General features: G+C 66.3%; 16 protein-coding genes. 4 read left to right on the forward strand and 12 right to left on the reverse strand.

The features are described from left to right. Window positions 1-93: 93 nt before the first annotated feature. The 10 genes from ACIBCN_RS10070 to ACIBCN_RS10115 are packed head-to-tail and all read right to left on the reverse strand — an operon-like array spanning window position 94 to window position 9,093. On the reverse strand, window positions 94-1,272 hold the full coding sequence (locus ACIBCN_RS10070; protein ID WP_396991188.1) for an MCE family protein: 1,179 nt from the start codon (window positions 1,270-1,272) through the stop codon (window positions 94-96). Continuing rightward, window positions 1,269-2,402 (reverse strand): MCE family protein, encoded by a 1,134-nt coding sequence (locus ACIBCN_RS10075; RefSeq protein WP_396991189.1) that lies wholly within the window; start codon window positions 2,400-2,402, stop codon window positions 1,269-1,271. Before ACIBCN_RS10075 ends, ACIBCN_RS10070 begins: the two co-directional genes overlap by 4 nt. Then, a complete protein-coding gene (locus ACIBCN_RS10080) occupies window positions 2,399-3,499 on the reverse strand; it encodes an MCE family protein (RefSeq protein WP_396991190.1) in 1,101 nt (366 codons plus the stop codon). Before ACIBCN_RS10080 ends, ACIBCN_RS10075 begins: the two co-directional genes overlap by 4 nt. Further along, the gene (locus tag ACIBCN_RS10085) at window positions 3,499-4,524 is read right to left on the reverse strand and encodes an MCE family protein (RefSeq protein WP_396991191.1); all 1,026 of its coding nucleotides are present in this window, start codon (window positions 4,522-4,524) and stop codon (window positions 3,499-3,501) included. Before ACIBCN_RS10085 ends, ACIBCN_RS10080 begins: the two co-directional genes overlap by 1 nt. Then, window positions 4,521-5,543, reverse strand: a complete 1,023-nt coding sequence (locus ACIBCN_RS10090) for an MCE family protein (RefSeq protein WP_396991192.1) — start codon at window positions 5,541-5,543, stop codon at window positions 4,521-4,523. The genes ACIBCN_RS10085 and ACIBCN_RS10090 overlap by 4 nt, the downstream gene beginning before the upstream one ends. After that, window positions 5,530-6,906, reverse strand: coding sequence for an MlaD family protein (locus ACIBCN_RS10095; protein ID WP_396991193.1), 1,377 nt, complete (start codon window positions 6,904-6,906; stop codon window positions 5,530-5,532). The genes ACIBCN_RS10090 and ACIBCN_RS10095 overlap by 14 nt, the downstream gene beginning before the upstream one ends. A gap of 8 nt (window positions 6,907-6,914) precedes the next feature. Then, on the reverse strand, window positions 6,915-7,778 hold the full coding sequence (locus ACIBCN_RS10100; protein WP_396991194.1) for an ABC transporter permease: 864 nt from the start codon (window positions 7,776-7,778) through the stop codon (window positions 6,915-6,917). A 1-nt stretch (window position 7,779) separates the two neighbouring features. Then, window positions 7,780-8,634, reverse strand: a complete 855-nt coding sequence (locus tag ACIBCN_RS10105; RefSeq protein ID WP_396991195.1) for an MlaE family ABC transporter permease — start codon at window positions 8,632-8,634, stop codon at window positions 7,780-7,782. 46 nt (window positions 8,635-8,680) lie between these two features. Then, window positions 8,681-8,869, reverse strand: a complete 189-nt coding sequence (locus ACIBCN_RS10110) for a hypothetical protein (RefSeq protein WP_396991196.1) — start codon at window positions 8,867-8,869, stop codon at window positions 8,681-8,683. Continuing rightward, entirely contained in the window at window positions 8,869-9,093 is a 225-nt protein-coding gene (locus ACIBCN_RS10115; RefSeq protein WP_396991197.1) for a hypothetical protein, read from the reverse strand. Before ACIBCN_RS10115 ends, ACIBCN_RS10110 begins: the two co-directional genes overlap by 1 nt. 291 nt (window positions 9,094-9,384) lie before the next feature. On the opposite strand from ACIBCN_RS10115, the gene ACIBCN_RS10120 reads away from it, so the two are divergent. Continuing rightward, a complete protein-coding gene (locus ACIBCN_RS10120) occupies window positions 9,385-10,287 on the forward strand; it encodes an oxygenase MpaB family protein (protein WP_396991198.1) in 903 nt (300 codons plus the stop codon). 71 nt (window positions 10,288-10,358) lie between these two features. On the opposite strand, the gene ACIBCN_RS10125 is transcribed toward ACIBCN_RS10120, so the two are convergent. Beyond that, window positions 10,359-11,489, reverse strand: a complete 1,131-nt coding sequence (locus ACIBCN_RS10125) for a serine hydrolase domain-containing protein (protein WP_396991199.1) — start codon at window positions 11,487-11,489, stop codon at window positions 10,359-10,361. Window positions 11,490-11,628: 139 nt separating this feature from the next. Here ACIBCN_RS10125 and ACIBCN_RS10130 point away from each other — a divergent pair, with 139 nt between their 5' ends. From ACIBCN_RS10130 to ACIBCN_RS10140, 3 genes are all read left to right on the forward strand, one after another. Next, window positions 11,629-12,450 carry a carboxymuconolactone decarboxylase family protein gene (locus tag ACIBCN_RS10130; protein ID WP_396991200.1) on the forward strand — a complete coding sequence of 274 codons (822 nt, stop codon included), beginning with the start codon at window positions 11,629-11,631 and terminating at the stop codon, window positions 12,448-12,450. Between the two features lie 51 nt (window positions 12,451-12,501). Continuing rightward, the gene (locus ACIBCN_RS10135; RefSeq protein WP_396991201.1) at window positions 12,502-13,197 is read left to right on the forward strand and encodes a type 1 glutamine amidotransferase domain-containing protein; all 696 of its coding nucleotides are present in this window, start codon (window positions 12,502-12,504) and stop codon (window positions 13,195-13,197) included. Window positions 13,198-13,416: 219 nt separating this feature from the next. After that, window positions 13,417-14,289, forward strand: coding sequence for an aldo/keto reductase (locus ACIBCN_RS10140; RefSeq protein WP_396991202.1), 873 nt, complete (start codon window positions 13,417-13,419; stop codon window positions 14,287-14,289). Window positions 14,290-14,336: 47 nt separating this feature from the next. Here the strand turns inward: ACIBCN_RS10140 and ACIBCN_RS10145 are convergent, their stop codons facing one another. Then, window positions 14,337-14,525, reverse strand: a complete 189-nt coding sequence (locus ACIBCN_RS10145) for a hypothetical protein (RefSeq protein WP_396991203.1) — start codon at window positions 14,523-14,525, stop codon at window positions 14,337-14,339. Window positions 14,526-14,592 lie beyond the last annotated feature (67 nt).

Consider the following 14,592-nt stretch of genomic DNA (forward strand, 5'->3'; position numbering starts at 1 on the left):
CGTGCTGTGGGCTCTGCTGCGTGACAACCGTACTTGGGAACCACAAAGGCTTGCCGCGGCTACGCCAGCGGCTTGACAGCATCATTGAGACTCCTATCTACCAGGTGCCGGTCGGGACAGCTCATTACCGGTGACGCCGGGTGGCGGGCCGGATCCGTTGTCCGGCACGTTCGGTCGCGGCGCGTTCGCCGAACCACGAACCTGCAGCGCCGGATTGCCGGTGACGCAGTAGTTGTAGAGCCGCACCCTGGTGTCGACGGTTTTGTTGGTCGGCACCACGGGGATGGTGTCGTAATCGCAGCTCGGTCGCGGCCAGGGATCGACGAGGGTGTGATAGGCGTTGTCGTGTGCCGGAACGCCGATCGCCTCCGAGCCCGTGCGCAGCGCGGGGAACAGCGCCGCGATGGCCGGTGCCCGCAGCTTCGCGGCTCTGGTGATCGCGACGAAGTTGGTGACCAGGTTGGTCATCGGGTCCTCGGTGTCGCGCACGATGCCGCCGAGGGTGGCCAGCTGGCCGGGTCCGAGGTCGAGGAACTTGCGTACCTCCTGATCCGCGGCGGTCATCTGCTGGAACAGCGCGCTGGAGCCGGTGGTCAGCGTGGTCAGGTCGGGTTGCGCGTGCGTGGTGGTGTCGGCGATCACCTCGAGGTTCTCGATGAGCTGCCTGGTCTGCGGTAGCAGATCGGTCAGCCCGGCCATGGCTCTGCTGATGCCGGAGATCATGTTGCGCAACCGATCCGGGCCACCGGCGAGAGCCTTGTCGAGTTCGTCGACGATCACATTGAGTCGCGCCGGGTTCATCCCGCCGATCAGACCGCTCATGCTGCCGAGTACCGACTGCACCGTCACCGGCGTCGTCGTCCGTGCACGCTCGACCACCGCGCCGTCGGTGAGATACGGCCCGCTGTCCACGTCCGGCCGGAAGTCGAGATACTGCTCCCCCGCCGCGGAGAGCCGGCCGACGGCAACGGTGCCGCCCACCGGAATCTTTGCCGTGTTGTCGATTTCGGCGATCGCCGCGATGCCGTCGCCGGATATCCGGACGTCGTCGACCCGGCCGACGCGGGTGCCTCGGAAGGTGACGTCGTTGTTGGCCGCCAGCCCGCCGGAGTTCCGCAGCTCCACCCGCACCGTGTACGTGCTCGGCAGCGGATTGATCCGCAGCACGTTGACGCCGAGGTAGGACACCCCGAGCACGAGCACCAGGATCAGGCCGACATTGGCCACCGCGACCCGGCGCCGGACCAGCCATTGCCACAACGGGGGATTCATCGCCCACCGCCTTGCAGCCGGCCGATGACCTTCTCGATGACCTGCGCCAGGCTGCCGACAAATGCTGGCACATCACCGATTTCGGGTGGCCTGCTGCCCTTCGGATCGGTCAGCGCGCCCACGCTGAGATAGGACACGGTGGCCGCGACCGCGAGTACCGGACCGTCCAGGCTGGCCGAGATCGACGGGTAGATGGCGTGCAGCCCGTCCAGCGCCCCCGCGAGATCGTCACCCATCTGGGCGAATCCGGACATGAGGCGCTGAATGCTGTCGAACAGGCTGAGGAAGTCCGGGCCGGTGGTGTCGGTGAAGTCGCCGAGCGCGGCCATGGTCACCGAGACCTTGGCGATGAGATCTGCGATGGCCCTGTTGTTTTCGGCGACCAACCCGATCAGCGGCGGGAAGGTGTCCGCGGCGGCACCCAATTCGGCTTTGCGCCTCGCCAATTCGCCGGTCAACGTATTGAGTCCGGACAGCACGCCATCGACGTCGGCGGTGCGCCGGTTGAGCGCGGCGAGCACGTCGGTCATCTCGGTGATCAGATGCGACAGCTCCGGCGCGCGCCCGGCGAACATGGAGTTCATCTCGGAGGTGATCCGCGCCGCCTGGTTGAGGCCACCGCCGTTGAGCAGCAGCGAGACCGACATCATCAGCTGCTCCACCGAGGCGCCGGTCGCGGTGTGGTCGGGGGCGATGGTGTCGCCGGACCGCAGCAGCTCGGCGCTGTCCTGCTTGGCGGGCAGGGTCATCGCGACGAACATGTCGCCGAGCGGGGTGGCCTGGCGCAGCTCCGCGGTGGTGCCGCGGGGCAGCTGGATGTCCTCACGGATCCGCATCTCCACGTCGGCGAGGAAGTCGGTGGTGCTGATCGCGGAGACCATGCCGACGTCGGTGCCGCCGATCTTGACGTGCGCGTTCGCGGGCAGGTTGAGGGCGTCGCGGAACACCGCGTGCAGGGTGTAACTCGGACCGCCGATACCTGGCTTGGGCAGTGGCACATTGTCCACCGTCACCGCGCAACCCGAGGTCGCGCCGACCGCCACCGCGACGACGATCGTCAACAGCAGCGCACAGCGATGTCGTGGGGCGCGGGGGCCGGGCGACGGGCGGCCCGAGGTTCGCGTCCTCATTTGGTCAGTCCGAGCAGCGCGGCGGTGAGCCCGAAGTCGGGGCCGAAATCCTGGATCTTGCCTGTGCGGCAACCATCGAGACGCATCTGCACCCGCTCACAGAACACCGACAGCGCCTCGCCGTCGAGGACCGCCTTGTCCAGCAGGCCGTGCAGGCGCAGCGCCTGATGTTCCTTGCTGGTCGCGTTGGCGAGATTCTGGAAGAACAGCGGTGTGACGTCGGCGATTTCGGTGACCGAGCGCGCGTTCGCCCGCATCTGCGCGGTGAGGCCGGTGAATCGGGTGAGCGCGCCGAGCAACTGCTCGCGATTGGTGCCCACCACCGTGGAGGTGTTGGTGACGAAGTCGTTGAGCTGGGTCAGCACGGCCTGCAGCCCGGGCGCCTGCTCACCCATCAGCTGAACCATGTCGGTGAGCCTGCCGCTGAAATCGCGCACCGTCTGGTCGTTCTCGGCGATGATCTGGGTGATCTCGTTGAGTTTCACGATGGTGTTGGAGATCTGGTCGCCATTGGCCAGGCTCACCTCGAACGCCGAGGACATCGCGTCGAGCGTCGCGCGCAGTTTGTCCCCGTTGCCGTCCAGCAGCGGGAAGAGCACCCGGCTCGCCATCGGCCCGGTCTTGTTGTCGCCCTGCAACGCTCGGCCGAGCTGATCGAAATTGTCCAGGATACGGTCGAGTTCGACCGGGGTGCGGGTGTGTTCGAGCGGGATGTGCGCGCCGTCGGCGAGCACCGGACCGTTGCCTTCGTAAGCGGGCGCGAGTTCGACGTGCCGGTTGGTGATCAGTTGCGGCGAAACGAGTGCCGCGATCGCGTCGGCGGGCACCTTGACGCTCTTGTCGATGGACATGGTCACCTCGACATAGCTGCCCTTGGCCGTCACCGTGTCGACCCGGCCCACCGGGACGCCAAGGATCGCGACGTCGTTGCCCGCGTACAGTCCGGCGACGTTCTCGAAATCGGCACTGATCCGCAGATGCTCGCCGAGATACTGATCCGGCAGTCCGCTCAGGCTGTCCGGCAGCAACGAGCAGCCGGAGGCCACCGCGGCGACCCAGCACAGCACGGCGGTTTTCAGGAAAGTACCTATTTTCATCAGTTGCACCCCTGTACCGCGCCGGCGAAACACAACCAGTTGTCCGGGAAGATCCACGGCGCCCACACATCGCCGTAAGGGCCGTTGCCGAGCGCATTGTTGAACTGCCGCAAGGCAACCGGCATGATCTCGTAGAGTGAGTCGAGGTTGTCCCGGTTCTTCTCCAGGCCCTCGGACATGGTGTTCAGGCTCTGGATCATCGGCCCGAGCTGATCGTTGTTCTCCAGGCCCATCTGCTGCAGCAACCGGGAGAGCTCGGCGACGTTGTCCAGCAACGACTTCAGCATGGTCTGGCGCTGCGCGACGGCATTCCCGATCGCCTCGCCGCGGGTGAGGAGCAGCAGCACGCTGTTGCGATTGTCCGACACCAGCTGCGAAACCTGATCCATGCTCTTCAACAGCACGTCGACCTCGTCGCGGCGATCGTTGATCACCTTGGCGAGCGCGCCGACGCTGTTCAGCGCCTCCACGGTGAGCTGCGGCGAATCGCCCATCTGCGTGCTGAGCAGGTCCAGCGACTGGCGCAGCTTGACCGGATCGATGCGCTCGATGTGCTCGAACGACGACTTGTACACCGGATCACGAATGACCTTGCCGAGGTTGTACGGCACGGACGTATTCGCCAGCGCGATCCTGTTGCCCGGCAGCCCTTTTCCGTTGCCTGGCACCAGCTCGACGTGCAACTTGCCCAGAATGGTTGTCATCTTGATGGCCGCGTGCGTGTCAGGACCGAGCCGCAGATCCCGGCGTACCCGCAGGTCCACCACAACTTTCGCGCCATCGAGCCGCACCGCGCCCACCGAACCCACTTCGATGCCGGACACATCCACCGACGCGCCCGCCCGCAGTCCCGCCGCCTGGGCGAACTCCGCTTGAATTGTCTTGTCCCCCAAGCGAGCCTCGGACAACACGCTGGAGCCCACTAGCAACAAGACCACCGAACCCGCGGCGAGCAGGCCCAGCCACAGCAACCTGTTGCGTGGCAATCGGACGCGTCCGACCAGGGCTCGCGCTCGTGTCATCATCGGCACACCTCCGATTGCGAATTGCCGCCGACCTGCGAGAAGAGCCCGGGTGGCAGCAGCACGCCCCACAGCGAGACATCGAGGCGGCAGATGTAGGCGTTGGCGTAGGCGCCATAGCTGGTGAACCTGGCGATGCCATTGAGCAGACTCGGCAGCTCGACGGCCGTCTGGTCCAGCGAGGCGCCGTTGAGCAGCAGCAGCGCCACCCCGCTCGTCGCATCGTTCTGTGCCCGCGCGATATTCGGCTTGACCTGGCCGATCAGCCGGGCCAGCGAGTCGGTCGAGGTGGCCACCTGATCCACCGAGCCCTTCAGCGACTCCCCCTGCGCGTACAGCGACTCGACCAGCGAACGTGCCTGGGTGATCAGTGTTTCCAGCTCGCCGCTGCGATGCGCGAGCCCGGCGATGACACTGCTCAGGTTGCTGATCACGTCGCCGAGAATCTTGTCGCGCTGACCGAAGGTGCCGGCGAGTTCGGCGGCCTGGGTGATCAACGCGCTGAGCGAGACATTGTTGCCCTGCAAGGCTTGGATCAACGTCTCCGACAGCGAATTGATCTGATCCGGTTGCAGCACACTGAACAACGGCTCGAAGCCCGACAGCAGCGCGGACACATCGAACGAGGGCTCGGTGCGCTCGAGCGGTATCGCCGAACCCGCCGCGAGCGCCTGCCCGTCGCCCGCGCCCGGCACCAGCGCGATATAGCGCTGCCCGATCAGGTTCTGGTAGCGCACCAGGGCCTTCGTGGTGGTGGTGAGCCGCTGCCTGCGCTGGATCCGGAATTCGATGCGGGCACGGTAGTCGCCGTCGAAGTCGATGCCGTCCACCCGGCCGACCCGCACGCCCGCCATCCGGATGTCGTCGCCGACGCGCAGGCCGAGGACGTCGGAGAAGGTGGCGGAGTAGGAATCGGTGTCACCGCTCACCGAGCGCTGCAGGGTGGACCAGATCGTGTACGTCAGCACGACCGCGACCACGGCGAAGAGGCTGAAGCCGATCAGCGCCTTACCTGATTTCATGGTCACCGCCCTGGTCCGCCGGGGTCACCGAGCCACCGGCCAGCAGCGGCGAGAGCAGCAGGTACTGGGCGGCGGTCGGCTTACCGCCGAGGATCGCCGCGACCGCGTCCGAGCCGCGTAAACCGCTGGGTCCTTGGCTATTAGGCGCCGGGTCTTTCGCGGCGGCCGGAGCAGTGAGTCCGGGAATCATCGGAATGCCGGGGATGGCGGGCAGTGTCGGTACCGTCGGCGCTGGACCAGCCGCGTCCAACCACTTCGGCGTCTGCTGCGCCGGATATTCTTGTGGCGGAGCGACTTCCGGCACCGAGGCGCCGCCGCAGCGCGGCCCGGCCATGCTGCCATAGCGCGGGCAGTCGGCGGCCGTGTACTGCTGGAACGGGGTGAAGGACACGTCCATCTTCCAGATCATCTGGCGACTCGGCCCGAAGCCGAAGACCGAGCGCAACTTCTGCAGGGAGACATTGAGATTGGCCGCCGTCTGCTGCAGCGCCCGCGGATCCTCGGCCAGGCTGCCGAACAGTTCGCCGAGGCCGGAGACCACTTCCTTGCCCGCGTCGGGGTTGCGGGCGAACAACGAATTCACCGAGTCGACCGCGCCGCTCGCATTGGTCAGCAGCGCGACGAACTGGTCGCGCCGTTCGGTGAGCGTCCGGGCGGTGGTCACCGAATCCGACAGCACCCCGACCAGATCGGGCGCGGACACGCTCAACGCCGTCGTGGCACGGCCGAGATCGCCGAGCAGGTTGCCGATCCCCGGAATAGCATGCATCTGGGTAAGCCACAGGTCCAGGCGTTCGATGGTGGAACCTGGTACCCGCACGGACGGGTCGAGCGCGTCGGCGAGGGTGGCGAGTACCCGGCCGAGCTTCTCCGGCTGGATATGGTCGAGCACATCCCGCAGCACGCTGAGCGTGGTCTGCAGCGCAACAGTGCCCTCGCTGGTGTCCTCGGGAATCTCCGCTCCGGCGCGCAAGGTCTCGGCGGTCTGCCCGTTGTCGACGAGCTCGATCGCCGTCACGCCGAAGATGTTGCTCGGTATCACCCGCGCCGTGACGGCCGCCGGAATCATCGACGCCACAGCCGGTTTCAGATCGATCTCGGCGCGCTGCCGCTCGCCCTTGGCGACCACCTGCACACCGGCCACCGAACCGACTGTCATGCCGCGGAACTTCACATCGGCGTGTTCGGGCAGCCCGTCACCGGTGCTGGTGAGCAGGGCGACAACGCCGACGTTGTCCTCGAAACGGCCGGTGTAGCGCAACCCGAGCAGGAACAACAGCAGCAGTACGACGGTCGTCAGCGCGATGCCCGAGAGCGAGAGCTGCCTCGGGCTCGGCCCGCGGCCACTGGGATCGATGATCATGTCGCCGCCTATCCCGAGATCCGAATGCCGGGATCGATGCCCCAGATCGCCAGCGTGAGAAACAGATTCGCGAACACCATGACAACGATCACCATCTTGATCGCGCGTCCCGCCGCCTGCCCGACCCCCTCGGGCCCGCCGGTGGCGACGTAGCCGTAGTAGCACTGCAGGAACGTCGAAATCAGCACGAACACCACCACTTTGAGCACCGAATAGAAGACGTCGGTGCCGTTGAGGAACTGGAAGAAGTAGTGGTCGTAGGTGCCCGCCGAGGTGCCGCCGAGAAACAGCACCGACAGCTTGGTCATCAGATACGCGACCGCGAGTCCCACGCTGTACAGCGGGACGATGGTCAATGTCGCCGCGATCATCCTGGTGCTGATCAGGTACGGAAGTGGGCGGATGGCAATGGATTCCAGCGCGTCGATCTCCTCGGCAATCCGCATCGCGCCGAGCTGCGCGGTGAATCGGCAACCCGCCTGAATCGCGAAGGCAAGGGTCGCCAGGATCGGCCCGATCTCGCGGGTGGTGGCGAACCCGGAGATGGCGCCGGTCAGCGGGTTCATCGTGAGCAGGTTCAGCGCGGTGTAGGACTCCATGCCGACGGTGATCCCGCCGAAGCCACACAGGATGACGACGACGCCGACGGTGCCGCCGCCGACGATCAGCGACCCGTTACCCCACCCGACGTCGGCGGTGAGCCGCAGCACTTCCTTGCGATAGTGCTTCAGCGCGAACGGTATTGCCGCGATCGCCGCGACGAAGGTGATGGCCTGATGGCCGAGCCGCTGATTGGCCCGCACCGGCCCGCGGACAACGCCGCCGACCATCCGGAACGGTTGCAACGCCGGTGGCGTATAGCGCGAGCCCATCTCAGAGCACCTTCGCCGGGAACAGCGTGTTGTAGACCTGGGTGATGATGATGTTGGTGGCGAACAGCATCAACGCGGAATTGACCACCGCCGCGTTCACCGAGTTCGCGACGCCGCCGGGTCCGCCCCTGGTGTGCAGGCCGATATCGCAGGCGATGATCGCGGTCAACGCGCCGAAGATCGCGGCCTTCAGCAGCGCGACGATCAGATCGTTCGCGACGGCGAAGGAGGCGAACGTGCTGATGAACGAGCCCGAGGTGCCACCCTGCGCGTAGACATTGAACAGATAGCCGGTGGCGAAGCCGACGAAGACCACGAATCCGCACAGCAGCATGCTCACCAGCACCGCGGCCGCCAGCCGCGGCGCGACCAGCCTGCGGATCGGATCGACGCCCATCACCTTCATGGCGTCGATCTCCTCCCTGATGGTGCGGGAGCCGAGGTCCGCGCAGATGGCCGAGCCGACCGCCCCCGCGATCATCAGCGAGGTGACCAGTGGTGCGCCCTGCCGAATGATGCCGAGCCCGCTGACCGCGCCGATGAAGGTGGTCGCGCCGACCTGACTCACCAACGCGCCGAGCTGGATCGAGACCACCACCGCCACCGGTATCGCGACGAACACCGTCGGCGCGGCCGACACATTGGCCATGAACGCGCACTGCTTGATGAATTCCTGGAACGGGAACCGGCGCGTGAGCAGCGCGCGCAGCATCTCGAGCACCGCGTCGCGGCCGAGCCGCACCTGCCTGCCCAGCGTCTCCAGCGAGCGCTGCGGGTGCCGCTGCCACAGACCCCGCAGGTCGTCGACGGCTTTCTCCAGATCGGTCCGATCCGGCGGTCGTTCGGTGATGGTCACGGGTTATTGCCTCTCCCACTCACGACTCCGCCTCGCTGACGCTCGTTCACGCGGCGCCGCTCAACTGCCGCTGCAGCAACACGAGGAGGTAGCCGACGACGGCGATGCCCGCCACGACGATGCTCAGCACGGCCAGCCACAGGCCGTACCGCAGCACCGGATTGACCCGCCTGCGGCCGCCGAGGACCTGCACGCCGATCACCACGATGTCGATGAGCAAGACCAAGATCATCATCAGGTCATGCACACGTTCGAGAAGGTGAGCACCGGCCAGCACACGATCGACCCCAGGAATGAGATGACCACGTCGATGCCGTGCATATCGCGGAGGTGCCCGGTGTGCGTGAGCGTCCAGACCACACCGATCAACCCGTACGGGATGCCGAGGATGATCAGCGTCCCGAGGAACTCCGAGACCTTCATCTCGTAGCTGAATATCCGATCCAGCCTCTTGAACATGCGCGTCCTTTCGCGTGCCGGTCGAAGACGACCGGCCGCCCACGGCAGCACCCGAATAGGGACCCGCCGTTGGATCCAGCCGGACACCTCGCGGTCCGGTATGGGCCCGTATGTTACGCACGATTCCGGACTTTATGGAAGCCTTTCGCACACATTCACAGCCAGACAGCCACGAATATTCCCATGCAGCCCGACCCGTTGACGCACAGCCCCCGGCGCACTTAAGTTATCAGTAGTTCACATGCTATTAATGCCTTGCGGAGTCGATTCCGGACACGAGAGGACTCCCCTATGACCGCCGCCGCTCGCTCCTCGGAACACGCCGCCGCACTGTCGAAGGACCGCACGCGGATCCACATCGGCACCGCCCACCGCCCGGTCACCAAGCGGCCGCTCGCGCTGACCGACGCGCTGGACTTCTGGTCCTTCGCGGGCGCGGCGGCCAACGTCGCGATGCAGATGGCCCGGCCAGGCGTCGGGTACGGCGTCGCGGAGAGCAAGGTCGAGTCCGGCTCTTTGATGCGGCACCCATGGAAGCGGGCCCGCACCACGACGCAGTATCTGGCCGTCGCGATTCTCGGCACCGAGCAGGAGCGCCTCGCCTATCGGGAGGCGGTGAATGTCGCCCACCGGCAGGTGCATTCAGCGCCAGGCGCCCCGGTGAAGTACAACGCGTTCGACCGGGATCTCCAATTATGGGTCGCCGCTTGCCTGTACATCGGCTTCGAGGACACTTACCAACTGCTGCAAGGCCGAATGAGCGATGAGCAGGCCGAGGCGTTCTACGTATCGTCCTCGACGCTGGGCACCACACTCCAGGTGACCGAACAGATGTGGCCCGCCACCCGTGCGGAATTCGATCAGTACTGGAACAAGGCCTGCGAGCAGGTCGTCATCGACGAGTTCGTGCGCGACTACCTGAACGACCTGCTGAACCTGCGAATGATCCACTGGAGTCTGCGGCTACCGTTTCGAAACCTGTTGAAATTCCTGACGATCGGCTTCCTAGCCCCCATCTTTCGCGAACAACTTCAGGTCGAATGGACGTCCACCGACCAGCGCCGCTTCGAACACCTCTTCGTCTTCGTCGCTTTCGTCAACCGATTCATCCCGCGCTTCCTCCGCCACGCCGGAACCCACAGCCTGATGGCAGACGTCCGCCGCCGAATCCGCAAGCAGAAGAACCTCATTTGAGCCGAGGCGGGACATGACACCGCCGTCCGGACGCTGAGCGCCCGGACGGCGGAGACCCCTCGAGGAAAGCCCTACGGGCACAACGCGTGGCCGAGCATGCCGACCAGGTCGGGCATCGAATCCAGTCCCTTGTTGAAGGCGAAGGTGACCGCGCGGCCGTCCGGTGTCGCGCCGGATACGGTGTTGAAGCCATAGATTCCGCCAGAATGCCCGAAATACTCTGCACCGCATGACAATTTGACGTACCCGAGACCAAGTCCGTAGTGCATCTGAGTGTCTTCGTCCATCAGCACGCCGTCGCGCATCTCGCGCAGTTCCGCGGCGGGGACTATCTGACCGGCGAGCAAGGCCGAGTAGAAGCGGTTCAGGTCGGCGCCCGTCGAGATCAAGGCGCCTGCCGCCCATGGCACCGATGGTTCGATGCGGGTGACGTCGGTGAGCGTACCGTCCACTACCGCATAACCTTTGGGATGTGGGCCGCGGATTTCGTGATCGCCCGGGCCGGGTAGATAGGTGTCGGCCAGGCCCTGCGGCTGCAGGATGCGCCGATTCAGTTCGTCGACATACGGTGCGCCGGTTACTTTTTCGATAAGCATGGCCGCGACGTAGTAGTTGGTGTTGCTGTACTCGAAGCGGGTGCCGGGCGCGAAGTCGGCGGGACGCGCCAGCGCGATCGCCATTCCCTCGGCAGGAGTCATGATCCGGTTCTCCTGTGCCGCCCGATATTCGTCGACGCGTGGATCCTTGGTGATCTCCGGCAAGCCGCTCTGGTGGCGCAGGACCTGGCGCACCGTGATGGCACGACCGTCGATCCCATCCCCCTTCAGCAGGCCGGGCAGATAGGTTTCGACCGGATCGTCCAGCCGCACCTTGCCCTCCGCGACGAGCTGCAAAACGATCGAGCTCACAAAGGTTTTCGAGATGCTGCCGATCCGCACACGCTGCGCCGGATCCACCGGCATCTTCGCGCCCGTAGCGACGTCGGCGACACCGCCGGCGAGCGCGACCGTCTTACCGTTATCGGTGACGGTGGCAATCGCCCCGGTCGCCCCCGACGCCACGATGCCGTCGATATCGGCCTGCACGGCCCGAATCTTGTTGTCCGGCACACCGGTAGGGGCGGCATCCGCCTGCCGATCCGACGTGCACCCGGAGAGCAGGGCAACCGCGGCGAGGGCGACGATGTTCGGTCCGAATCGCATACCTGAACGCTATGCAGCGGACGTCGCCGCCCACATCGGGGACGCACCCCGAGATTCTCCCTGATCTCACCTCCCCTTCAAGGATGAGTCGGCCGCGGCACTTGCGCTGGAGCGCACTCCAACTTCTACAGTCGTCCCCATGACCAGCACTCAGCACTCCACCGGCCAGCCCGATCGTTTCGAGCGCGGACTCGCGCTGCTCCAGCAAATCGGTGGGCAGCAACGCCCGGCGGTGCTGGACAGTCTCGCCGATATCGCTCCCGACCTGGGCCGCATCACCGTGGAGTTCGGCTACGGCGACATCCTCTCCCGCCCGGGGCTGACCCTGCGCGAGCGACAGCTGGCCACCGTCGGCGCGCTGGCCGCCCTCGGCAACGCGGCGCCCCAGCTGCGGTTCCACATCGACGGCGCGCTCAACGTCGGCAGCACCCGGACCGAGATCGTCGAGGTGCTCATCCACGCGAGCGTCTACGCGGGCTTCCCGGCGGCACTGAACGGGCTGAACGCCGCCAAGGAGGTGTTCGCCACGCGGACGAATCTGCCGACCGAGCCCGCCGCGCCCGGGACGCCGGACGGCGACCGGTTCGAGCGTGGTTCGGCCACCCTGGCCGAGGTCGACGGGCACGCGGGCGAGCAGGTCATCGCGTCGTTGCAGGACATCGCGCCCGACTTCGCCCGGCTGCTCATCGAGTTCTCCTTCGGCGACATCTACTCCCGCCCCGGACTCGATCTGAAGACGCGCGAGATCGTGTCGGTGGCCATGTGCACCGCGCTCGGTGTCGCCCCGCAGCTCGGCGTGCATATCCACGGCCTGCTCAATGTCGGCGGCACCGAGACCGAGGTGGTCGAGGTGCTGATCCAGATGGCCGGGTACGCCGGATTCCCCGCCGCGCTCAACGGAATCGCGGTGGCACGCACGGTCTTCGCCGAGCGCAAGTCCCATCAGAATTCCGATGTCTGATATCGGCGATCCAATTCGTTAGTCTACGGAGACGGTCCTAGTGTCGATGACATGGCGAAACTACTTTTTGTACTGACCGGTGCCGACACCTGGACCCTGGCCGACGGCACTCCGCATCCGACCGGATTCTGGGCCGAGGAATTCGCCGTGCCGTATGAGGCGGCGAAGGCCGCGGGCCACGAGGTCGTCGTCGCCACCCCCGGCGGCGTCGTGCCGCCCGTCGACCAGGGCAGCCTGTCCCCCGACTTCAACGGCGGCCAGGAAGGCGCCGACAAGCGCGCCGCGGTGCTGGCCGCCAGCACCGAGCTGCGGCACCCCGTCAAACTGTCCGAAGTCGACCTCGCCGACTATGCCGGAGTCTTCTATCCCGGCGGTCACGGGCCGATGGAGGATCTCGCGGTGAACGCCGAGTCCGGCGAACTCCTCACCACCGCACTGCAATCCGGCAAGCCGCTGGCCATCGTGTGCCACGGCCCCGCCGCGCTGCTCGCCGCGGTCGGCCCCGACGGCAGCAACGCCTTCGCGGGCTACACCCTCACCGGCTTCACCAACCTGGAGGAGCAGCAGGCCGGCCTGGCCGACAAGGCCAAGTGGCTGCTGCAGGATCGGCTCGTCGAGTTCGGCGCCGACTTCCAGGAGGGCGAGCCGTGGGCGCCGAAGCTCGTCGTCGACCGCAACCTGATCACCGGGCAGAACCCGGCCTCGTCCGCGCTGGTGGCGGCGGAATTGCTGCGGGCGATCGGCTGAGGTTTCGCTCGCCGCGACCACAACCCTCGTGCGGGGAATCGACGGGGCGGTAGAGACGTTGCTTGCGGAAGCGACGTCGCCGTGCGACGTCGTACCGGCTCGTCCGCTTTCGCGTAATTCTACTTCGGAAGGAACCGAACTCATGAGCGAACGAAGTGAGCGAATCATGTGCCAGCGCGCCTTGCGCATGACGGAGCCGAGCGCCAGCGAGGTGGAGTCATGAGCACCAACCTCCACGCACGGCCCGCCGAAGCGTCCGGCACCTTCGCGCTCGGCGGTGACCTTCCCGTCCACCGGCTCGGCTATGGAGCCATGCAGCTGACCGGCCCCGGCGTCTGGGGCGATCCGAAGGACCCCGACGAGGCGGTCCGGGTGCTGCGCCGGGCCGTCGAACTCGGCGTCAATTTCATCGACACCGCCGATTCCTACGGGCCGTTCGTCAGCGAACAGCTCATCCGGAAGGCCTTGCATCCCTACGCCGATGACCTGGTGATCGCCACCAAGGCCGGGCTGACCCGCAGCGGCCCCGGCGACTGGCGTCCGGTCGGCAGGCCCGAATACCTGCGCCAGCAGGCCGAACTCAGCCTGCGCAATCTCGGCGTCGAGCAAATCGGCCTCTACCAGTTGCACCGCATCGATGCCCAGGTTCCGCTGGCCGATCAGCTCGGTGAGCTCGTGCTGCTCCAGCAGGAGGGCAAGATCCGCCACATCGGCGTATCCCAGGTGAGCGTCGAACAGCTGCGCCAGGCCCGCGAGATCGCCACCATCGTCTCGGTGCAGAACCTCTACAACCTGGCCAACCGCACCGACGAGGACGTGCTCGACTACGCCGAGCGGGAGAACATCGCGTTCATCCCGTGGTTCCCCATCGCCACCGGTGAGCTCGCCAAGCCGGGCGGCCCGCTCGACGCGATCGCCAAGGAACACGGCGCGACCCCGGCACAGCTCGCCCTGGCCTGGCTGCTGCGCCGGTCGCCGGTGCTGCTGCCCATTCCGGGCACCTCCAGCATCGCGCATCTGGAGGAGAACACCGAGGGCGCGCGGATCACGCTGACCGACAAGGAGTTCGAGGCGCTGTCGGCGGCGGCCTGAATCAACCCCGGCATACAGCGGGCTCGGCTTCGGCCGGGCCCGCCTTTTTACTTGTCGACGGCCCTGCGGAAGCAGTAGGCCGAGGCGGCGAGGTATTGGTGGCAGCGGGCGCCGTGGCCGCCGTGCACGGTAAGGATGAATCGCGCTCGGTCGTAGCTGAGGCCCACCGGATCCTGCGCGCAGTCGCGGCTCTGTACCAGCCACAATTCTGGTACATCCGAGCGCAATACGTCCATTGTTCACCTCCGGGTAAAGACAGTGCACCCGGCGCCTAAAGGCGCCACCGGATTCACGCGCGACACG

It is taken from the genome of Nocardia sp. NPDC051052, from assembly GCF_044456045.1.
Lineage (GTDB): Bacteria > Actinomycetota > Actinomycetes > Mycobacteriales > Mycobacteriaceae > Nocardia.